The 21,168-nt window shown below is 65.1% G+C and carries 20 protein-coding genes; 11 read left to right on the top strand and 9 right to left on the bottom strand.

The features are described from left to right. Window positions 1-37: 37 nt before the first annotated feature. A complete protein-coding gene (locus tag K307_RS33540; protein WP_042885305.1) occupies window positions 38-826 on the top strand; it encodes a GntR family transcriptional regulator in 789 nt (262 codons plus the stop codon). 186 nt (window positions 827-1,012) lie between these two features. On the opposite strand, the gene K307_RS33535 is transcribed toward K307_RS33540, so the two are convergent. Then, the gene (locus K307_RS33535; RefSeq protein ID WP_042885303.1) at window positions 1,013-1,894 is read right to left on the bottom strand and encodes a LysR family transcriptional regulator; all 882 of its coding nucleotides are present in this window, start codon (window positions 1,892-1,894) and stop codon (window positions 1,013-1,015) included. A 101-nt stretch (window positions 1,895-1,995) separates the two neighbouring features. On the opposite strand from K307_RS33535, the gene K307_RS33530 reads away from it, so the two are divergent. Genes K307_RS33530 through K307_RS33520 form a run of 3 tightly spaced genes read left to right on the top strand, consistent with a single transcriptional unit; the run spans window position 1,996 to window position 5,266 of the window. Continuing rightward, a complete protein-coding gene (locus K307_RS33530) occupies window positions 1,996-3,432 on the top strand; it encodes an amidase (RefSeq protein ID WP_042885301.1) in 1,437 nt (478 codons plus the stop codon). Beyond that, window positions 3,429-4,421 (top strand): tripartite tricarboxylate transporter substrate-binding protein, encoded by a 993-nt coding sequence (locus K307_RS33525; RefSeq protein WP_051975270.1) that lies wholly within the window; start codon window positions 3,429-3,431, stop codon window positions 4,419-4,421. Before K307_RS33530 ends, K307_RS33525 begins: the two co-directional genes overlap by 4 nt. Before the next feature lie 47 nt (window positions 4,422-4,468). Further along, a complete protein-coding gene (locus K307_RS33520; protein ID WP_051975269.1) occupies window positions 4,469-5,266 on the top strand; it encodes a class II aldolase/adducin family protein in 798 nt (265 codons plus the stop codon). Window positions 5,267-5,296: 30 nt separating this feature from the next. On the opposite strand, the gene K307_RS33515 is transcribed toward K307_RS33520, so the two are convergent. The 5 genes from K307_RS33515 to betC form a co-directional block, all read right to left on the bottom strand. Then, window positions 5,297-5,983 (bottom strand): GntR family transcriptional regulator, encoded by a 687-nt coding sequence (locus K307_RS33515; RefSeq protein WP_080745296.1) that lies wholly within the window; start codon window positions 5,981-5,983, stop codon window positions 5,297-5,299. Between the two features lie 163 nt (window positions 5,984-6,146). Beyond that, window positions 6,147-7,118, bottom strand: a complete 972-nt coding sequence (locus K307_RS33510; RefSeq protein ID WP_042885297.1) for a Bug family tripartite tricarboxylate transporter substrate binding protein — start codon at window positions 7,116-7,118, stop codon at window positions 6,147-6,149. A 38-nt stretch (window positions 7,119-7,156) separates the two neighbouring features. Beyond that, window positions 7,157-8,032: a 3-hydroxyisobutyrate dehydrogenase gene (gene mmsB / locus K307_RS33505; RefSeq protein ID WP_042885295.1), complete on the bottom strand. Its 876-nt coding sequence runs from the start codon at window positions 8,030-8,032 to the stop codon at window positions 7,157-7,159. Window positions 8,033-8,056: 24 nt separating this feature from the next. After that, window positions 8,057-9,556 (bottom strand): aldehyde dehydrogenase family protein, encoded by a 1,500-nt coding sequence (locus K307_RS33500; RefSeq protein WP_042885293.1) that lies wholly within the window; start codon window positions 9,554-9,556, stop codon window positions 8,057-8,059. Between the two features lie 13 nt (window positions 9,557-9,569). Continuing rightward, the gene (betC, locus tag K307_RS33495) at window positions 9,570-11,093 is read right to left on the bottom strand and encodes a choline-sulfatase (protein WP_042885291.1); all 1,524 of its coding nucleotides are present in this window, start codon (window positions 11,091-11,093) and stop codon (window positions 9,570-9,572) included. Window positions 11,094-11,175: 82 nt separating this feature from the next. Here betC and K307_RS33490 point away from each other — a divergent pair, with 82 nt between their 5' ends. Both K307_RS33490 and K307_RS33485 read left to right on the top strand, forming a co-directional pair. Continuing rightward, window positions 11,176-12,399 carry a CaiB/BaiF CoA transferase family protein gene (locus K307_RS33490; protein WP_042885288.1) on the top strand — a complete coding sequence of 408 codons (1,224 nt, stop codon included), beginning with the start codon at window positions 11,176-11,178 and terminating at the stop codon, window positions 12,397-12,399. Continuing rightward, a complete protein-coding gene (locus tag K307_RS33485) occupies window positions 12,396-13,127 on the top strand; it encodes an enoyl-CoA hydratase/isomerase family protein (protein WP_042885286.1) in 732 nt (243 codons plus the stop codon). Before K307_RS33490 ends, K307_RS33485 begins: the two co-directional genes overlap by 4 nt. A gap of 31 nt (window positions 13,128-13,158) precedes the next feature. On the opposite strand, the gene K307_RS33480 is transcribed toward K307_RS33485, so the two are convergent. Further along, entirely contained in the window at window positions 13,159-13,959 is an 801-nt protein-coding gene (locus K307_RS33480) for an IclR family transcriptional regulator (protein WP_042885284.1), read from the bottom strand. Window positions 13,960-14,137: 178 nt separating this feature from the next. Between K307_RS33480 and K307_RS33475 the strand changes: the two genes are divergently transcribed. Genes K307_RS33475 through K307_RS33455 form a run of 5 tightly spaced genes read left to right on the top strand, consistent with a single transcriptional unit; the run spans window position 14,138 to window position 18,907 of the window. Beyond that, entirely contained in the window at window positions 14,138-14,911 is a 774-nt protein-coding gene (locus K307_RS33475) for an ABC transporter substrate-binding protein (RefSeq protein WP_042885282.1), read from the top strand. Window positions 14,912-14,916: 5 nt separating this feature from the next. After that, on the top strand, window positions 14,917-15,588 hold the full coding sequence (locus K307_RS33470) for an amino acid ABC transporter permease (RefSeq protein WP_042885281.1): 672 nt from the start codon (window positions 14,917-14,919) through the stop codon (window positions 15,586-15,588). After that, a complete protein-coding gene (locus K307_RS33465) occupies window positions 15,585-16,343 on the top strand; it encodes an amino acid ABC transporter ATP-binding protein (protein ID WP_013956778.1) in 759 nt (252 codons plus the stop codon). Before K307_RS33470 ends, K307_RS33465 begins: the two co-directional genes overlap by 4 nt. Next, the gene (locus K307_RS33460; protein WP_042885279.1) at window positions 16,340-17,653 is read left to right on the top strand and encodes an NAD(P)/FAD-dependent oxidoreductase; all 1,314 of its coding nucleotides are present in this window, start codon (window positions 16,340-16,342) and stop codon (window positions 17,651-17,653) included. The genes K307_RS33465 and K307_RS33460 overlap by 4 nt, the downstream gene beginning before the upstream one ends. A 33-nt stretch (window positions 17,654-17,686) precedes the next feature. Continuing rightward, window positions 17,687-18,907: an NAD(P)/FAD-dependent oxidoreductase gene (locus K307_RS33455; RefSeq protein WP_051975268.1), complete on the top strand. Its 1,221-nt coding sequence runs from the start codon at window positions 17,687-17,689 to the stop codon at window positions 18,905-18,907. Window positions 18,908-18,988: 81 nt separating this feature from the next. On the opposite strand, the gene K307_RS33450 is transcribed toward K307_RS33455, so the two are convergent. Next, window positions 18,989-19,261, bottom strand: a complete 273-nt coding sequence (locus K307_RS33450) for a hypothetical protein (RefSeq protein ID WP_042885278.1) — start codon at window positions 19,259-19,261, stop codon at window positions 18,989-18,991. Between the two features lie 166 nt (window positions 19,262-19,427). Next, the gene (gene oxlT, locus K307_RS33445) at window positions 19,428-20,750 is read right to left on the bottom strand and encodes an oxalate/formate MFS antiporter (protein ID WP_042885276.1); all 1,323 of its coding nucleotides are present in this window, start codon (window positions 20,748-20,750) and stop codon (window positions 19,428-19,430) included. Window positions 20,751-21,168 lie beyond the last annotated feature (418 nt).

Raw genomic sequence — 21,168 nt, 5'->3', positions numbered from 1 at the left:
CATGGCAGCACAGGGCCGCAGGCCGCCCCACCCGCCCATGCCACTCGACGCCAATCCCAACTTGCCCCGCTTCCAGCAGGTCCGCCTGATCCTGCGAGACCGCATCCGGAGCGGCTTCTACGAAACGGGGATGCCCTTGCCCGGGGAGCGGCAACTTGCCGAAGAATTCGGCGTGGCGCGCGTGACGGTGCGCTCGGCGCTGGCGCGATTGCAGGAGGAGGGCCTGGTCGCCCGGCTGCGGGGCAAGGGCACGGTACCGACCTTCCGGCACGATGCACCGGCCGCCGCCGTGCGCAGCGGACTGCTCGACAACATCGTCAGTGTCAGCATGCGCACGCGCGTGACCGTGCTCGAATGGAAGCGAATGCCGGCGCCGCCGGCCGTCAGTGCGGCGCTGAGCCTGCCGCCCGGGGCGCCCGTGCTCAAGGTGGTGCGCGTGCGCAAGTTCAAGGCGCAGCCGATTGCCTATACCGAAGTGTTCGTTCCCGGCGAGCTGGCCGGCGCGCTCGATCGCCATACTTTGCAGGACACCCCAATGCTCGTGGCGCTGGAGCGGCATGGGGTGGAAGTTGTCTCTGCCGACCAGACCCTCGGTGCTGCCGTGGCCGACCTCGACGTGGCGCGTATCCTGCGCATCGCCCCTGGCGTGCCGCTGTTGCGTGTGTCGCGCGTCGTCTCGGACCGGCATGGCAGGCCCGTACAGTTCCTGGTCGGCCTCTATCACCCGGAGCGTTACACGTACCAGATGCGCTTGTCGCGCGTGGGCGCGTCAACGCGCGTGTGGATCGATGCCGATTCTTCCAATGCGACCGAGCCGGGCGCCTGACCCCAGGCCAGGACAGGCTTCGGTAGCGTAGTCCGCTTCGGCGCTGCGCCCGAGCAGCGTTTCAGGGAGCCTCGTCGCCAGCGCCCCGATCACACCGGCCACTGTCGGCGCGGAGATCTAAGCCAAAGGGACGCCGGCCACGCGCGATTAGTGGTCGATCCGACGTTAACCGCCGATGCATAGCCGTCATCGGAGTGCGTGCCGCGCCGCCGCGATGAACGGCTCGATGAAAGGACTTTCCAGATCGCGGCGTCGGCAGACGGCCACCTCGAACCCCTCTGTGACCTCCTTGAACTTCCGGAACACTACACCCGGAGGCCGGCCGACTTCCGCGCACTCCGGCACGATCGCATACCCCTCACCTGCGAGCACCAGCGCCAGTGCTGCGTGAACCGTCTCCACCCGTTCGACGATTTGCATGGTGACCTGATGGCGCCGCAGCAGAGCGGCAACCATCGAAGTGTCTGTGCCCTCTTTCAGTGTGGGCAGCGCAATCAGTCTCTGCCCCTGCAGCCGTGCCACCGGTACCGACGAAAGCCGTGCGAGCGGTGCACGTGCAGGCAAGGCCAGCCGCAGCGGTTGCATGCCCACGATCGTCGTGGACAGGTCAGGCCGCTGAATCGGTGGCATACACAAACCCAGTGTGACCTTGTGATCGACGATTTGCGCTTCATACGTCGCGGTGCTCATCTCGACGAACTGCAGTTCGACGTCCGGGAGTGTGCGGCGCAACTGCGGCACGAGCTTCGGCAGTACAGCGTAGCCGAGCGAAAACATGTAGCCGACAGACAGCCGCCCACGCCGCCCGGACGCTACGGCGCGTGCCGCCTCGAACCCCTCGTTAGCCAACGCCAGGGCTTCGCGCGCGCGTGCGAAGAGCGCGCTGCCCGCGTCGGTCAGTCGCATTCCGGTGGATTCGCGCACAAAGAGCGCCGTGCCGAGTTGTGCCTCGAGGTTGCGAATCTGGACGGACAGCGGCGGTTGCGCCATATGCAGGCGCTCGGCGGCCTTGCCCACGCTGTGGGCCTCCGCCACAGCAACGAAATAACGCAGGCTCTTAAGGTCCATGGGTCATACGATTCCGATATGGCCTGATTGTGAACGAGTATTGGACCGGGTGGGGAGGTGCGTGTCAACTTTGGGGCCGGAATCTCCCGAGGGTCTCTCCGATGAATGAGGAACTTTGCTTTTTGCCAGCTGTGCGGCTTCGCGAAGCGATAATTGCCCGCGAGGTTTCCCCGGTCGAAGTGACGCGCGCCGTACTGGACCGCGCCGCCCGGCTTCAATCGACACTCAACTGCTTCATCACGCTTTGCCCGGACGAGGCCATGCGCGAGGCACGCGCCGCAGAGCAAGCGATCATGCGCGGCGACCCTGCGGGATTGCTGCACGGCATTCCTTACGCCTGCAAGGACCTGGTGAACACGCGGGGCGTGCGTACCACCTTCGGCTCGCTGCTGTTCGCGGACAACATTCCGACCGAGGATGCGGTGGCCGTCGCCCGACTACGCCGCGAGGGCGCCATCCTCATAGGAAAAACGACCACATCGGAGTTCGGGGCGAAGTGCCTCACCGATGCGCCGCTGTTTGGACGCACCCGCAACGCCTGGCACCCTGACCGCACCAGCGGTGGTTCCAGCGGCGGCGCGGCGGTGGCAGTAGCGACTGGCCTCGCCCCGATCGGCATCGCAACGGATGGCGGCGGCTCCACCCGCATTCCGGCGGCCTGCAATGGCGTCGTAGGCCTGAAGCAAAGCCTCGGCCTGGTTCCGCATTCTCAGGTGGAGGATGCCTTCGGCAACCTCACCTACGTCACCCCGATCTCGCGCACGGTGGCCGACACTGCCTTGATGCTCCAGGCAATGTCCGGCGAAGACGAATCAGACCCGTGGTCTGCCGGTGTGCGCGCCAGCGATAACCTCGGTGCAACGCGCTCTGTCACTGACCTGCGGCGCAAGCGGATCCTGTTCGCAAGCGTGCCGGCAGGCCGACCGCTCGCGGCGGATGTGGCCGCGTGTTTCGCGTCTGCGCTGGAGCGGTTGCAGGACCTGGGTGCGGAGCTCGAAGAAATGCCTGGCTCGGGCTTCAACATCGAGCCACTCTGGCGCACCATCAACCACACTGTATGGCGAGCGCGCTTTGGTCAGATGGCTCGGGAGCAGCCAGACCGGCTCAGCCCTTCGCTGCTGCAACAGCTGGCCCTTGCCAATGACTACAGCGCGGTCGACTACCAGCGGGCCAACTTCGAACGCACCCGGCTGTTCCGGCACCTGCAGGGGCTGCTTCGTGACCACGACTTCATCGCCGTTCCCACCATTGCGCGCACTGCGCTGCCGATTGACCAGGATCTGTTCGGGCAGATAGAGATCGACGGCCGGCTGTACGACGAGGTGCGCTCCAACTGGTTCCCCTGGACCATGCCGTTCAACCTGACCGGCCATCCCGCCATCACCCTGCCCTGCGGCTTTGGCCGTGACGGACTGCCCATCGGATTGCAACTGGTGGGTCGCCTGCGCGGGGAGTCCGACCTTCTCGGCGCGGCTGCGCTGTTCGAGGCTTCTCAGGATCTCTTGTCCCGCTGGCCAGATTTGGAGGTGCCAAGATGAAATCGATCCGCCATTTGCTTGCGGTGGGCTCGGTGGCCGCCCTGGCCGCCCTGGCAGCGAGCCCGGCCTGCGCGCAAGCCTCTGCAACGAACGCACCGCCCTTGCGGCTTGTTGTCGGCTTCCCGCCCGGGGGGGCGCTGGACACCCTCGCGCGCGCGCTGGCAGACCAACTGCGCCTGGCAGGCATGGGCACGGTGATCGTGGAAAACAGGCCGGGCGCATCGACGCGCATCTCCATCGACGCCGTGAAACGGTCGCAGCCGGACGGCCGGACTGTGCTGCTTTCATCGAATGCGCCGTTAGTCATCTTCCCGATGACCTACCGACGGCTTGACTATGACGTCGATCGCGACTTCATTGCCGTGGCTCAGCTTGCAGAAGTTCCCACGGTGATATCGGCGGGCGCGGATCGTCCCTACAAGAGGCTGCGGGAATACGTGAGCTGGGTCCGTGCGAACCCTTCACAGGGCAGTATCGGCCTCACCTCGCTGGGCGGGACCCTGCATTTCGCCATCCTCGGCATGGGGCGGACGGTAGGCGTACCGCTCAGGCCGGTGGCCTACAAAGGCGGCGCGCCGCTCGTGACGGACCTCGTGGGCGGGCACGTTCCGTTAGCCACCGACGCCCTGGCCAGCCAGCTGGAGCTCTATCGCGCAGGAAAGATTCGCATTCTGGCCGTGTCTGGCACCCATCGAAACGCGGCCCTCCCCGATGTGCCGACCGTGCGCGAGGAAGGCATCGACGCCTTCGATCATGCGAATGCGTCATACAGCGCCTTTGTGCCTGCGGGGACGCCCCCGGAGGTGGTGCAACGATTGGAGCGGGCGTTCGTTGCCGCCATGCAGAAATCGCAGATGAAAGTCTTGTTGTCGCGTGTCGGCCTGGAAGCGACTGGTCTGCCTGGCGCGACCGTGACCCGCTCGCTGCACGCCGAGCGCGAGTTCTGGCGCCCGCTCGTCCAGGCATCGGGATTCCGCAACGAGGACTGAGCAGGCGTTGAGCAGACCACCAATAGAAATGGTAAGGAGACAAAGGCATGAAAATCGACACCGAGCAGCTTTCTTCCCCCGCAATGCCCGAGGGCATGGATCCGGTCGAATGGCGGCTGCGCTGCGACCTCGCCGCGTGCTATCAGCTCACCGACCTTTACGGAATGTCCGACCTCGCCTCGACGCACATCTCAGTCCTGCTGCCCGGGCCCGAACACCATTTCCTGGTCAACCCGCTGGGCACGCTTTTCGACGAGATGACGGCTTCGGCCCTGCTCAAGGTGGACCTGGCCGGCCGCGTCGTGGAGGGCGATCCGTCGCTGCTCAACCCCGCCGGCTTCATCATCCACAGCGCCATCCACATGTCGCAGTCTGATCTGCTATGCGTCATGCACAGCCACACGCGCGCCAACAACGCTGTCGCGATGCAGGCCATGGGGCTGCGGCCTCTGAGCCAGAAGGCCTGCGTCATGCTGGACTTTCTCGGCTACCACGACTATGAGGGCGCGGCGCTCGATGAGGACGAACGGCAGCGACTGGTGCGCGACCTCGGCCCGGAAGGTCGCGTTCTGATCCTGCGCAACCACGGTGCGCTCACGGTTGGCCGCAGCGTGGGAGAGGCGTTCTGCTGGATGCTGCGCCTGGAGACGGCGTGTCAGTACCAAATCGATGGCCAGGCCGCTGGCGTGCCCCTCCACGCATTGTCCGAGGCCACCATCCGGCATACCCGCGCCCAGGGGCGCAAGATGCTCGGTACTGGCGGCTTCCTGGAGGTTGGCAAGGTGGAATGGCCTGGCCTCTTGCGCAAGCTCGAGCGGGAGCGCGGCACCTCGTACCGCACTTGAGAGCCTGCCCTGGCGGCTGCAGCCTGCGGCCTAGAAGATCGAGAAGGTAATCGACTTCGCAACCGCCTCACGGATGTGCCGGATGCGCTCGCGGTTCAGCTGCTCCGCCGCAGCGCCATCGCCGCGACCGATGGCATCCAGCAACTTCTCGTGTTCCTCGATCGCGGCTTCCATGCGGCCCGGCAGCATGGCGGTTCGATTGCCCATCAGGCGCAACTGATTCTCAATGGCGAGGACGTACTCAGCCAGCGTGTCACTGCGGCAGCATTCGACGAGCACACGGCGAAACGCCAGCGCGTGGTCGAGATAGCCGGCGACATCTCCCTTCTTCGCGCTGGCAGTCAGTTGCTGGAACAACTTCTTCAGCTTCTGCTGGTGCACGGCATCCATATGCCGCGTCGCCAGACGTGCCACCAGGCCCTCGAGCACCTCGCGGATGTCCAGGAGTTCAAGCACATCTTCCGGAGTCAGCTGCCTCACCGTGACACCGACGAAAGGCGTCCGGGTGACGAGCCGCTCGGTCTCGAGCTGGCGGATAGCCTCCCGGATGGGCGTGCGGCTCACCTCGAATTCCGCTGCAAGATCCTGCTCCGTCAGTTTTGCGCCTGGCCGCAGGTCTCCGCGCAGGATGGCGGAGCGAATCCGCTCGCAGACCTGCTCCACGGACAGCGGTTGTGAATCCCGTTTTCTCAATGCGCTCGATTTTGCTGTGCTCATTTAGACAGTATACAGAAGATGCGACGGGCTTCAACGGACAGGCAGGTACCCGGCAGCCATGACTGGCACCTGCCGCCCGATGAGGTGAAGGCCCTGCGGACCTGCGCTGCGGGCGCCCGCGTGTCGCGAGCGAGCGTGGCAGAGCCGACAGCAATTCATGACATCACTCCAGGCGGGCGCCGGACGCCTTGACGACGGCCGCCCACCGCCCCATTTCGCCGCGCAGGAAGGTCCTGAATTCCGCCGCGGTGCTGCTGCGGGGGCGGCCGCCCAGGGCGGCGATCCGCTGGGACAGTTCGGGAGACTGGACGATCCTGGCGAGCTCTGCGCTCACTTTGTCCACGACAGGTTTCGGGGTGCCGGCGGGCGCGAGCAGACCCACCCACGGGACCACGTCGAAGTCTTCCATGCCCAGGCCGCTCTCGGCGACTGTCGGTACGGACGGCACTGCGGCCAGGCGCTCCCGCGAACTCACCGCAATCGCACGCACCTTGCCGCTGGCGAGGTAGGGCTGCGCGCCCGCAAAGGCATCGAAGGCAACCTGCACCTCACCTGCGGCAAGGTCGGTCAGCGCCTTGGCGGAACCGGCATAGGGGACGTGCGTCATTTCCATGCCGGTGCGCCGCAGGAGCTCCGACATCGCAAGATGGGACACCGAACCGTTGCCGGGGGAGCCATAGTTGACCTTTCCCGCGTTCGCCTTCGCGTAGGCAATCAGCTCCTTCAGAGAGTGAATGGGGAGCGCGCTATTGACCATCAGCAGGAGCGGCGCATCGTAGACCAGGCCGATCGGCTCGAAATCCCTGGCCGTGTCGTAACGCAGGTTCCGATACAGCGAAGGATTGCCAGCCAGAGCCGCCGAGGCCGACAGCGTCATCACGCTGCCGTCCGCGGGCATGCGCGCAACCGCTCCCAGAGCCAGGCTGCCGGACTGCCCCGGCATATTCTCCACGATCAGCAACCGCCCGATCGCCGGACCGAGGCGGTTGGCCAGGATCCGGGCGACCACGTCGACAGACTGGCCCGAGGGGTAACCCACAATCAATTTACCTGTTTCCTTCTGCGCGAAGGCTGCGCCGCTGACGAACAGAACAGCAACAACAGCCAGCTGGAAGACGCGTCGGACGATTGCCATGGTTGGTCTCCTTGCTTCTGGATTTAGCTGCGGGCAGCTTATGCGCCGAGCATCTTGATGACGGAGGAAAAATCGAGCCGGCCACGCCCGGCGGCGCAATGCATCGCGTAGACCGAGGCGGCCGCCGCGCCCAGCAATGCCGGCGACTGGCTGGCAACTGCAGCCTGCTCCGCCAGCCGCAAGTCCTTCAACATCAGCTCGGAAGCAAAACCGCCTTCGTACCCGCGATTGGCCGGCGCGGACGCCACCAGGCCGGGCTCGGGCGCATAGCTCGTGAGCGCCCAGCATTGGCCGGAAGACGTCGAGGCAATCTCGTGGAACCTCCGTGGATCCAGCCCCAGCCGCTTGGCCAGATGCAGGGCCTCGGAGACGGCCACCATGGAAATGCCTGCCAGCATGTTGTTGCAGATCTTCGCCGCCTGGCCGGCGCCCGCCGCGCCTGCATGGAAGATGTTCTTGCCCATCGCGCGCAGCAGTTCGAGGGCACGCGCGAAGGCTGATTCAGTGCCTCCGACCATGAACGTGAGCGTCCCGGCCGCCGCGCCGCTTACGCCGCCGGAAACGGGAGCGTCAAGCGTGACAATCCCCTTCTTGTGCAGCGTTTCGTGGAAGACAGCGCAGGACGCGACATCGATCGTCGAGCAATCGATCACAAGCGCTCCGGGCGCGAGCGGCAAGGTGTCTGCCGTGAGCACGTCCAGCACGTGCCGACCGCTGGGCAGCATGGTGATGACGACCTCCGCCCTGGATACCGTTTCTTCGACCGAAGCCCGCGGCCCGAGGCCCGCATCCAAGGCGCGCGCCATCGAGCTCGCGCTGAGATCGAAGCAGCGAACTTCATGCCCTGCCTCCTTCAGTCGGCACGCCATGGGAAATCCCATATTGCCCAACCCGATGAAACCGATCGCAGCCATTCTTGTCTCCTCGTAACGAGCGTTTTAGTTCATGTTGAAGATCACTGTCTTCTTGTGCGTGAAGTGGTCCAGCATTGCCTCCAACGACGCCTCGCGGCCAAGGCCGGATTGCTTCACACCCCCGTAGGACAAGCCAGGCTGGACCACGATGTTCTGATTCACCTGCACAAAGCCAGCCTGCAGGCGCCGGGTGGCATCCAGCGCGGTCTTCAGGTTCTGTGTCCAGATGGTTGCAGCCAGTCCATAGTCGCTGTCGTTGGCTTGCGCCACCGCTTCTTCGTAACTTGAGAAGCGGATCACGCACGTCACGGGCCCGAAGATTTCTTCGCGCGCCAGCCGGGATGTGTTGTCCAGGCCGGTAAAGATGACCGGCCTGACGAACAGGCCTTCCCGAAGGGACTCGTCTGCAGGCAACTGGGAGCATTCGAGCGCCCGGGAATGCGGCTCGGCCCGACCGCTTTCGATGTAACCGAGGACCTTGTCGAGCTGGGCGCGCGAGATGACCGTGCCGATGTCCGTCGCTTCATCCAGCGGGTCACCCATTCTCAGCGCGTCAACCCGCGCCTTGAGCAAGGCGACGAATTCTTCGTGTACCTTCTCGTGCACGAAAATGCGGCTGGCGGCCGTGCAGCTCTGTCCCTGGCGGGTGAAGCGCATGCCGCTCACCGCGCCGGCGACGGCCTTCTCGATGTCGGCGTCGTCCATCACGATCATCGGGCTCTTTCCGCCGAGTTCCAGCGTGACGGGGATGAGCTTCTCTCCGGCCGTGCGCGCCACAATTCTTCCGGTTTCGACGGAGCCGGTGAACGTCACCTTGCCGACCGCGGGGTGCGCGACCAGGGGCGCCCCGCATTCGGGGCCGAAGCCCGAGACGATGTTCAGCACCCCGGCGGGCAGCGCCTGGTTGAGGATCTGGCAGAGCCGCAAAACCGCCAGCGGCGCCTCTTCGGCCGATTTCACGACGACCGTGTTGCCGGCCACCAGCGCCGGGGCGATCTTCAGCGCCATCAGCATCATGGGGGCATTCCAGGGAATGATGACGCCCACCACCCCGATCGGTTCGCGCTGCGTCAGTGTCAGCATATCCGGGCTGAACGGCACGGTTTCGCCCTTGAGTTCCGAAGCCAGGCCGCCGTAGAACTGCAAGGCGTCGGCAACGACGGAGGCTTCGACCCGGCTCTCGGTGCGCAGTGCCTTGCCGGTCTCGAGCGCCACCAGCCGACCCAGCTCCTCCACGTGCTCGGCAATCAGGCGCGAGCAGTCGGCCAGCAGCGCGCCACGCTTGCGCGCCGGCATCGCGGCCCACGCGGGCTGCGCCCGTGCCGCCGCACTCGCTGCGCGTTCGACGTCGCTTGCGTCGCTTTGCGCCGCATGCCCGATCTCGCGTCCGGTGGCAGGGTTGACTACCGGGAACGTATTTCCTGAACGGGCTCCCACCAACTCGCCGCCGATCAGGTTGTAGCCACTTATCGCGCGAGCCAGACGATGCGGATCGATGTCCGCAGTGAGCTTGTTCTGAGTCATCATCGACCTCCTTTCACTTGGCGACGGGCGCCACGGCCGGCCAGCGCTTCTTTACCTTGATCACGCGCGCGCTGCCCCGGCGTACAAACCGGCGTGTGTCGTCCGTGGCCGCCTGGTAGTCCCAGGTGGGCTGAATGCCCTCTGGCAGCGAGTTGATGAACTTGCGGCGCGCCTGGCTGGCAAGCACCTGCTGCGTGATTGCCTCGGGATCCCACCGGGAGAGCACGCGTGCCTTGAGCTCGGCAAGCACCTGTGGCTGCTCTTGCGCGATGTTCACCAGTTCGTTCGGGTCGGTCTCCATGTCGAAAAGCAGGTCTGGATGCCCATGGGTGTACACGTACTTGTATCGGCCACGTCGCAGCATGCAGCATGGACCAGTGACGCCCTCGGCGGTGTACTCGACGAACGCTTCCGCCTCGCCGTTGTCATCGCCCGTTGCGACCAGCGGCACGAGGCTGCGTCCGTCGATCGGCTCGACCCAGGCCGGCGTTTTGCCACCCATCGCAAGATCCAGCAAGGTGGGCAGCAGGTCCACGTGAGAAACCGGCTCTGCGATTCGCCGGGGTTCGTGCTTGCGCGGGTCGTAGACGAGCAGCGGAACCTTGGCCGACCAGTCGAAGAACACCCGCTTGAACCACATGCCGCGTTCGCCCAGCATGTCACCGTGATCGGAAGTGAACACGACAATGGTGTTGTCCTCGAAGCCCGCGCGCTTGAGCGTCTCCAGCAGGCGGCCTACCTTGTCGTCGACGTAGCTCACCATCGCATAGTAGGCGTGGCGCGCACGCCGCACCTGTTCGTCGGTCGCCCCTTGCTTGTCCAGCCCGTGGGAATACTGCACCCACTGGCTGAGCTTGTCGCGCGCTTGCATCGGCATGTCGCCGACGACAGGCAGGTTGATCTCCTCCGGCGAGTAACGATCCAGGTACTCGGGAAGGATGTGATACGGCGGATGGGGGTGCGTATAGGAAACGCACATGAAAAACGGCTGCTCATCTTCCCTCGCGAGGTCGTACAGACGCTGGATCGCCTTCGCCTCGACCTCCTCGTCGTAATCGAGTTGCAGGCTGCGGAAGCAAGAGCCGCTCTCGTCCACGGTGCTCAGGTTGTGCCCAGGTGAATAGAAGCTGAACTCGCCCTCCGCCCAGTCCGCTGCCCAGCCGAAGTCCGCCGGGTAGATGTCGGTGGTAAGGCGCTCCTCGAAGCCGTGCTTCTGGTCAGGGCCCACAAAGTGCATCTTCCCGCTGAGGATGGTCTTGTAGCCCTGCTGTGCGAGGTAATACGGCAGCGTGGGGGTGGCAGCCTGGAACTCGCACGCGTTGTCGAACGCGCCGATGCGCGTGGCGAACTGGCCTGCAAGCAGCGAGAACCTGGCAGGCGCGCACAAGGGGAAGTTGCAGTAGGCGTTCTCAAAGACTGCGGACCGTTCGGCGAGCGCCTGGAGGTGAGGCGCCTTCACGACGGTGTTGCCGTGGAAGGGCAAAACCGGCGCCGAGAGTTGGTCGGCCATGACGAAAAGAATGTTGGGCTTGCGCATGAGTCTCCTTTTTTGCACAACGGTTGCATTTCCGTTGTATGCAATATAGAGTGAGGCATGCGATCTTACAAGGGGAGAAAGCATGACCGACCCAACATCCTTGCCGCTTTCGGGGATTCGTGTCCTGGACCTCACCAGGGCGCTTGCGGGCCCCTTCTGCACCATGGTCCTGGGCGACCTGGGCGCCGACGTGATCAAGGTCGAGCCCGCGGGCGGGGACATGATCCGCCACTGGGGGCCTTTCGACCGCGGCACCAGCGCCTACTACCTGAGCGGCAACCGCAACAAGCGCGGGATCGCCGTCAACTTCCGCGATCCTCGCGCGCTTGACCTGCTGCGCGATCTCGCCGGCCAGTACGACGTGATCGTGGAGAACTTTCGTGCCGGCGCCATGGAATCCATGGGTCTCGGGTACGAGACGCTTGCCGAAGCGAACCCGCGGCTCATCTATGCGAGCGTCACCGGCTTCGGCCGTACGGGACCAGCGAGTCAACGTCCCGGGTTCGACCAGATTGCCCAGGGGTACTCCGGACTCATGAGCGTGACGGGCATGCCGGAATCGGGACCGGTCAGGGTGGGTGTGGCGATCGGCGACCAGACTGCCGGGATGTGGTGTGCCATCGGCATCCTTGCTGCCGTAGCGCAGCGCCATGCAACCGGGCGCGGTCGCCTGGTGGAGACATCACTGCTGGCAGGACTCGTCGGACTCATGAGCGTCCAGGCCCAGCGTTACCTGAGCCTGGGGGAGATTCCCAGCCTTGCCGGGAATACGCACCCTGTGATTGCGCCGTATGGCGTGTTCCAGACCGCGGATGGGCCATTGAACATCGCACCGGCGACAGCCGAGATGTGGAGGCGCCTCTGCGAGGTGCTTGGACTCCAGGACCTGATCGATGATCCGCGCTACGCGACGAATGCGGCGCGAATCGAGCGGCGCGCCGAACTCAAGGAGGTGATCGAGGCCAGGTTGAAGGCGCACAGCCGCAACGAGTGGACGCAACGACTGCTGGCGGCAGATATTCCGGCTGGCCCGATCTACAACGTCGCGGATGTCTTCGCTGACGAACAGGTCATCCACTCCCGGCTTGTGGAGCAAGTCCAGCACGCAGAGCTGGGTTGCATCCGGCAAGTCGGCAGCCCGATCGCCTTCGACAGCCGCCATGGTGAGTCCATTCGCCGCGCGCCGCCCTTGCTCGGCGAGCACACGTTTGACGTCCTGCGGGAGCATGGATTCCTCACGTCTGACCTGGAAGCCCTGGCGCGCGAAGGCACCATCCTGCAACACGGCCACGACCCCAAGCCATGACATCCGCAAAGCCTACCCTCGAAATCGCCGGCGGGACGGCGACGATCACACTTCGGCGCCCTTCCGAGCACAATCGGCTTGACCCCGACGATATCGGAGTCCTGCTGCGGCTCGTGGAACAAGTGAGGTGCGACCCGAGCTTGCGGCTGCTCGTGCTGACGGGCGAAGGCGAGAAGACCTTCTGTTCGGGCTATACGCTGAGCCAGATCGGCACCCGCCTGGACCGGTCGCTCGAAGACATGATCGACGCCCTGGAAACCCTCGAGCTCCCAACGTTATGCGCGATGAACGGCAGCGCCTACGGCGGTGGCACGGACCTCGCGTTGGCCTGCGATTTCCGCATCGGCGTGCACGGATGCAAGCTGTTCATGCCCGCCGCGAAGTTCGGGCTGCATTACTACCCAGGGGGTCTGCGGCGCTTCGTTACGCGCCTGGGCTCGCCGGCAGCCAAGAAAATCTTCCTGACTTCCAGGACGCTCGAAAGCGAGGAATTGCTCCGGATCGGCTTTCTCACTGACCTTGTTCGCCGCGAGGACCTCCCCGCTGCCATCGACATGTACGCAGAGCATATTCGGCGTTGCGACCCGGCCGCTGTTCGTTCCATGAAGCGGCACATCGATGCGATTGCCGGCGGCGAATGGAACGAAAGCATCGGCAGATCGGCCTATGAAGCCTCCCTGCGCTCGGAAGAGACTGTGCGACGCCTTGCCGAGCTCGCGGCCAGGTAGACGTCCAGTCCTGTCCGCACCTGCAGGAGGCTCAGCCCAGCGCACGCACGGAACTGCTGATGGCACGCGCGCACTGCAGCAACGGCGGCGCCAGCCTGGCCTGCGCCTCTTCCAACGACCAGCGGCCGGTGGGCGCCACTACATGGATGGCACCCAGCGGCCGTCCGTTGCCGCCGATCACCGGCGCGGCAATCGTCATGTCCCCGAGAAACAGTTCCTCGCTATTTACCGCATAGCCCCGCTGGCGCGCTTCACGCAGCGTCGCCACGATTTCCGCGACATCCGTGCGTGTATGCGGCGTGTGCGCGACGCGTTCCGAGCGCTCGATCAGCGTCAGCGCCTCGCCTTCCGGCAAGGCGCTCAGGTAGGCGCGGCCGGAGCCGGTGCAGTACATGGGGATGCGGCTGCCGATCGGCATGTGCACCGGCACGAACTGGGCGCTGACAAAGCGTGCGACGTACACCATGTCCGCCTGGTCCGGCTCCGTCAGGCAGGTGGTTTCCGTCGTCAGCTTGGTCAGTTCCGACAGGAATGGATTGGCCACGTCGATCAGCGGATCGGCGGCGAGGTAATTGAATCCGATCCGCATCACCCGCGGCGTCAACTGGTAGCGCCGGGTCTTGGGATGTTTGCGCAGGTAGCCCAGGTGCTCCAGCGTGAAGACCATGCGCTGGGCGGAACTCTTGTTAATGCCAGCCGCCTCGGCAACCTCGCCGATGGTCATGGTGCGCCGGACGGCGCTGAAGGCGGCCAGCACGGCCAGCCCTTTTTCCAGCGACTGGTTGAACAGCAGGCTGGCCGCTTCTTCGACCGGGGGATGTGAGTCTGGCATCACTGTGGATCTCAGGGTTGGTGTCAGAAGAATCGCATATCGATTCGTATGAAGCAACTAGTGGTTTTTATCTATTACGAATTGATCGATGCGGATCGAATATTGGCATGCAGGTTGCGTAAACCGCGAAACGCGCACCTTGGCGCGCCCCCTGACCCCCCAAGCTAGGAGTGTTCCCATGTCTATCGCCACCATTTCCCGCCGCGCTGCACTGGTTCTGTGCGTGGCCGGCACCCTTTCGACCGCTTCATTCGCCTGGGCCCAGGGAGGTGCACCAACCTACAACGTGGGCGCGACGGCCACAGGCGTGCCGTTTACCTTCCTCGATGTGAAGACCAACAGCATCCAGGGCATGATGGTCGACACGGTGACCGCCGTGGGCAAGGCTGGCGGCTTCAACGTCAATGTGCAGCAAACCGTGTTCGCGGCACTGATTCCTTCGCTGACTTCCAGCAAGATCGACATCATCTCGGCGGCGATGCTCAAGACGCCCGCGCGGCAGCAAGTGGTGGATTTCAGCGAGCCGGTCTATTCCTACGGCGAGGGGCTGGTCGTCAAGAGCGAGGACAACAAGGCCTACACCACGCTGGATGAGCTAAAGGGCGAGATCGTCGGCGCGCAGGTCGGCACGGTGTTCCTCGACATGCTCAACAAGAAGGGCATCTTCAAGGAAGTGCGCAGCTACGACTCGATTGCGGACATGACGCGCGACCTGGCGCTTGGCCGCATCAAGGCAGGCCTGGGGGACCAGCCACTGATCGCCTACCAGTTGCGCCAGCACACGTTCCCTGGCGTCAAGCTCGCCACGAGCTACAAGCCGGTCAATGTGGGCGACGTCTGCCTGGTGGTCCGCAAGGGTGACACCGAAACGCTGGCAAAGCTCAACAAGGCCATCGCGCAGATCAAGGCCGACGGCACGCTGGCGAAGATCGTGCAGAAATGGGGGCTGTAACCGGCATGGACGGCGCAACGTTCCTCAACCACGCGCGCGAGTTCCTGCCGATCCTGCTTCAGGGCGCGGTGATCACGGTACAGGTGACCGTGCTGTCGTTCCTGCTCAGCAGTGTTATCGGGCTGGGGCTGGCGCTGATGAAGCTGTCTCCCGTCAGGGTGCTGTCCAACGGGGCGGCGGCGGCGATCAATGTGATCCGCGGCCTGCCGATCATCGTCCAGCTTTTCTATATCTACTTCGTGCTGCCGGATGCGGGTATCCAACTCACCGCCTTCCAGGCGGGCGTGATCGGGCTTGGCATCGCCTACTCTGCCTACCAGGCCGAGAACTTCCGCGCCGGCATCGAGGCCGTCGATCCCGGCCAGCGCGAGGCGGCGCAGGCGATGGGCATGCGCGGACCGCTCATCATGCGCCGCGTGATCCTGCCGCAGGCGTTCCGCATCGCGCTGCCGCCCTATGGCAATACGCTGGTGATGATGCTCAAGGACTCGTCGCTCGTTTCCACCATCACCGTGGCGGAGATGACGCGCGCGGGCCAGTTGATCGCTTCGTCGACGTTCCAGAACATGACGGTCTACACGCTGGTGGCCCTGCTCTACCTGCTGATGAGCCTGCCGCTCGTCTATGGCCTGCGCCGCCTGGAGCAGCGCTTCGGTGCCGGAAGGAAGAAACCATGATCGACATCCAGAACCTGCAGAAGCACTTCGGCGATCACCACGTGCTGCGCGGCGTGGGCCTGCATGTCAGCAAAGGCGAGGTGGTCTGCCTGATTGGCCCGTCCGGCTCCGGCAAATCCACCGTCCTGCGTTGCATCAACGGGCTGGAATCGTATGACGGCGGCGAGATCCGCGCGTTCGGGGAGCGCGTGGACCGGGACAGCAAGGACATCCATCGGCTGCGCAGCCGCATGGGCATGGTGTTCCAGCGCTTCAACCTGTTTCCGCATCGCACTGTGCTGGAGAACGTGATGGAAGGCCCGGTCTACGTGAGAGGCGAGAGCCGCGACAAAGCCCGCGCCGATGCGATGAGCCTGCTCGACAAGGTCGGGCTGGCGGCAAAGGCACAGGCGCACCCGGCGCAACTCTCCGGCGGCCAGCAGCAGCGCGTGGCGATCGCCCGCGCGCTGGCGATGAAGCCCGAAGCCATGTTGTTCGACGAGCCGACCTCGGCGCTGGACCCTGAACTGGTCGGCGACGTGCTCGAGGTCATGCGCGACCTCGCGCGCGAAGGCATGACGATGATCGTGGTCACGCATGAGATGGGCTTTGCGCGGGAGGTAGCCGACCGCGTCTGCTTCCTGCACAGCGGCACCATCGTCGAAGAAGGCCCGGCCGCGCAGGTACTGGGCGCGCCCCGCCAGCCGCGCACCCAGGACTTCCTGCGCCGCGTGCTGCACAAGCCGGCCGAGGCAACGGGAGACCTCGCGCTATGACGCCCACCCAGTTCGCGCCGGGGCAGCCAGGCTGCCCCGCCCCGCTGCCGCCGTCGCTGTGGGCCGCCACCGCCCCGCCCGCCCCCGCCACGCCACCGTTGCGGGACTCGCGGACGGTCGATGTGCTCGTGATCGGCGGCGGCTACACCGGACTGTCGACAGCATTGCACCTTGCCGAGGCCGGCGCCCAGGTGTGCGTGGTCGAAGCCAATGAGCCCGGCTGGGGCGCATCGGGGCGCAACGGCGGGCAGGTCAATCCCACGCTGAAGCACGATCCGGACGAGCTGGTGCGGATGCTTGGCGGCGCGCGCGCCGAACCCCTGATCGACGCCGTCTCATGCTCCGCCGACCTGGTGTTCGACCTGATCGCCCGCCACGGCATTGACTGCCAGCCGGTGCGCAGCGGCTGGCTGCAGCTCTCCTACTCGCCCAAGGCCGTGCCGGCCATGCACGCACGGGCGCGCCAGTGGCAACGTCGTGGGGCGCCTGTCGAGATGCTCGACCAGGCGGAAGTGGCACGGCGTGTCGGGACGCAGGCGTTCGCAGGCGGCTGGCTCGATGGCCGCGCGGGTGCCATCCAGCCGCTGGCCTACGCGCGCGGACTGGTCCGGGCAGCGCAGCACGCGGGAGCCGCCATCCATGGCGGCAGTGGCGTCACGGCGCTGGTGCGGCAAGGTGCGAAGTGGGTGGCGAACCTTGCGACGGGCGCGACCGTCACTGCCGACCGCGTGGTGATTGCCACCAACGGCTATACCGGTCCGCTCTGGCCCGGCCTGCAGCAGACGCTGCTCAGCGCCAACAGCTTTATCGTGGCCACGCGCCCGCTCGAAGGCGAGAATGCCCGGGCCATCCTTGCGCGCGGTGAGACCGCATCGACATCGCAACGCCTGCTGCTTTACTTCCGCAAGGACCACGCCGGGCGGCTGCTGATGGGAGGCCGCGGTTTTTTTGCCGATCCACGCCAGCCGCAGGACTTTGCGCATCTGGAGCGTTCGCTGGCGCTGCTGTTCCCTCAGTTGGGGCCGCTGGAATATGAGTACCGCTGGGCCGGCCGCATCGCCGTCACCCGCGACTTCATGCCGCATATCCACGAGCCGGCCCCCGGCGTGACGATGGCGGTGGGGTGCAACGGACGGGGCATCGCGCTGTGCACGAGCTTCGGCAAGCATCTGGCGGCCAGGCTGACGGCGAATGGCGCACCATTCCCCTACCCGGTTTCGCCGCTGGCGCCGATTCCGCTGCATGGCCTGCAGCGCTTCTATATCGCCGCCGGGGTCGCCTGGTACAGTTTGCTCGACAAGTTTGGCTGATCGCACTGTCCACCCAGAGCTATTGCCGCCCCCATGCACGCTGAAAGCCCCCGTTCCCTCGCTCCCTCCACCATCGCCGTCATTGGCGCCGGCATCGTCGGCTGCTGCATCGCGCTCGAACTGCAGAAACGTGGCGCGTCCGTGCTGCTGATCGATCGCGATCAGCCTGGGCAGGGCTGCAGCTACGGCAACTCCGGCGCAATCAGTACCAGTTCCGTCGCGCCGCTTGCCATGCCCGGCGTGCTCGCCTCGCTGCCGAAGATGTTGCTGGACCCGGAGAGCCCGTTGCGGCTGTCGCTTGCCTACCTGCCGGCCGCGCTACCCTGGCTGGCGAGGTTTGTCATGTCCGCGTCGCCGCGCGGCGTGGAGGATGCAGCGCAGCGGCTGGCCGCGCTCCATCACGGCGCGATCGAGCGCCATGAGGCATTGACGAGGGAAGTTGGCGTGCCCGGGCTGCTGCTGCGGCGCGGGCATCTTCACCTCTATCCCGACGCCGCCGCGCTGGCGGCCGATGCCCAGGGCTGGGCGATGCGCGAGCGTTTCGGTTTCCAATGCGAGCGGCTGGACCGGGCCGGCATCGAAGCCCTGGAGCCGCGCGTCGGCAGGCGCTACCAGGCGGGTGTCTCCATGGCCGACCAGGCAACCATCCGCAACCCGTTGCGGTATGTGCAGGCCATCGCCAGCACCTTTGCCGCTCGCGGCGGCCAGGTCATCCGCGATGAAATCCGCCGGCTCGCTCCGGTTTCCGACGGCTGGGTCCTGCATGGCACCGGCGGAACCTTCCATGCGGACCGGGCGGTCGTGGCCACGGGCGCCTGGAGCCGGCGCGTGCTGGATCCGCTGGGCGTGCGCCTCAGGCTGGAGAGCCAGCGTGGATACCACGTTCAGTTCGCGGGCGCAGGCGACGTGGTGTCGCGAACGGTGGTGCTTGCCGACCGGAAAATCTTCGTCACGCCGATGGAAGGCGGGCTGCGGGTGGGCGGCACGGTGGAGATTGCCGGCCTGAAGCGCCCGCCCAATATGCACCGCGCCGCGATCCTGGAACGGGTGGCGCGCGAGACGTTCCCGGAATTGGCTTCCACGCCAGCGGCTTACTGGATGGGTCACCGGCCATGCATGCCGGATTCCGTGCCCGTGATCGGCCCGGCCCCGGGGCGGCCGGGCCTGTGGCTTGCGGTCGGGCACGGCCATCTTGGCCTGACCGATTCGGTCAATACCGCCTGGCAAATTGCCGATCAAATGGGCGCGGCATGAGGCGCGGCGCCGCCCTCCCCGTCGGCGCATTCCTTGGGTCCTGCCGATTTTGCCGGCTCGCGCCGCGCCGCTGCGGCATCGCTAGCCTTCCCCAAACTCCTGCCTACCGCGCGGTGCCTGCGGGCACTGCGCGTCCAGCGACTCCCGATACTTCACGCAGCCCCGCATGAACTGCGGCCAGTCGGGAACGATCGGCACCTGGCTGCTCGTGTCCGGCAGCAACGCCCACAGATCCGGGTGATGCCAGCACAGATCATGGCCGGAAGCATCCCGGTGCCGGCGTATGCCGGCCCGCAGTTTGCGCACTTCCTCGGCGAGCTGTTCCCGGCTCATCGCATTGAGGTCGTCGTCCATAGCCTGCTCCTGCCAGTCGTTTCGGAGAATCCGGATTCGCGGAATCCGGCGCATGTCGTCAACCGGTCAGGCTGTACGCCGTACGTCCCGATACTACTCCCGCATGCACGCAAGAAAGCGGGCTCCCGAAGGAGCCCGCCGGCTTGTTTCCGAAAGTTTGAGCGGGTCAGGCAGGTACCTGCGTGCCAGCCGCCGCCGTCTCCTTCGAGAAGAGGCTCCTGGACGTCGCGACGTGATTCGCAAGCACCGGCCGCAGCACCATGATCGCCAGGAAGGCTGCGGTCAGGTCCATGCCTGCCACGGTGTAGAGGACCGTCGACCAGGTACCGGTCGCCTCCATCATCAGGTTGCCGATCGGAACGAACAGTGCACCGATACCCTTGGCGGTGTAGAGCACGCCGTAGATCTTGCCGATGTGCTTGGTACCGAAGGCGTCGCCGGCCAGGGCCGAGAACAGCGAGTAGACTTCGCCCCAGGCCAGGAACACCACCCCTGACAGGATCAGGAACGCATACGGGTTGCTGCCGAAGTAGCCGAGCGCAATGATGCCGATCCCTTCCAGCGTAAAGGCGATGACCATGGTCTTCTCGCGACCGATATTGTCCGAGATCCAGCCGAACAGCGGACGCGAGATGCCGTTCATGATGCGGTCGAGCATCAGCGCCAGGGGCAAGGCGGCCATCACGAAGAAGTGCAGGTCGACCTTGAATTCCTTGACGCCGAGGTCCTTGGCGATGACGCCGAGCTGGGCAACGGCCATCATGCCGCCGGTGACCACCAGGATGAACATCACCAGCATCAGCCAGAACAGCTTGGTGCACATCGCTTCCTTGAGCGTGTAGTCACGCGTGGCCTGGACCAGCTTCTGCGACGCCTTCACCTCATGCGCCTTGGGCGAGCGCAGGAACCACGCGGCGATAAACGCGAGCGAGCCTTGCAGCAGCCCGAAGAACAGGAAGGTGTGCTGGAAGCCCTGCGACTCGATCATGGCCGCGATCGGCAGGATCGTCGCTGCGGAGCCCGCGCCATAACCGCCTGCGGTCAGGCCAACCGCGAGGCCGCGCCGGTCCGGGAACCACTTGAGCGCGTTGTTGATGCAGGTCGCATAGATCGAGCCGACGCCGAGACCGCCGACGGCAGCGCCGACATAGAAGCCCATCAGGGTGGTGGCCTGCGAGTTGATGCACCACGCGGCGCCGATGAACAGCGCACCGAAGGCGACCATCAGGCGCGGGCCGAACTTGTCGATGAAGTAGCCCTCGATCGGCGCGAGCCAGGTCTGGACCAGCACGAACACCGTGAAGGCGATCTGGATGCTGGCGCGCGACCAGCCATAGGATTCCTGGATCTCCGGGACGAATAAGGTCCAGGCGTATTGAATATTGGCGGTGGCGATCATGCAAACCACGCCAACGAGCAGCTGGGTCCACCGGGCGGCTTCGGGGACCTGGGGAGTGGGGCGAAATGCCGCTGCCGAGGGATTACTCATGGCGCGCTCCTTGAATCGTCTGATTTTGCTGATCCGAGAGTGCGGACGGGTATGCGGACGCGCTGCGCCCCAGCTTGGATATGGCTGCTGGCATTTTATGTCTCCTGGTCATTGGCATTTGTTGCCTTTTAATGCGACGCCGGGCTGGCGTCTCCGCCCTCACCTGCCTCTAAGAAATAAGAGTGGCGATGGGATACACAGTATGTGATATATCAAGTAAGTCAAGTTAAAGGCATGGCAGGGTTTTCACCAGATTTATGACCGAACCAGATGGGAATCGGAGATTCACATTGGCTTCGTGTCATTCCCCACGCCAAAGCCGCCACCAGCTTGGGCTGGCGGGCGAAGATCCCAGGCTTACCCCCGGTTCCCGCATATATTTCTGTAATAGATGAGTATTCCCGCTGAATCGACAGGA

This window comes from Cupriavidus necator A5-1 (assembly GCF_000744095.1).
Taxonomy (GTDB): Bacteria; Pseudomonadota; Gammaproteobacteria; order Burkholderiales; family Burkholderiaceae; genus Cupriavidus; species Cupriavidus necator_A.
The sequence above is the reverse complement of the archived record's forward strand: the minus strand, read 5'-3'. Positions and strand labels throughout refer to the sequence as shown.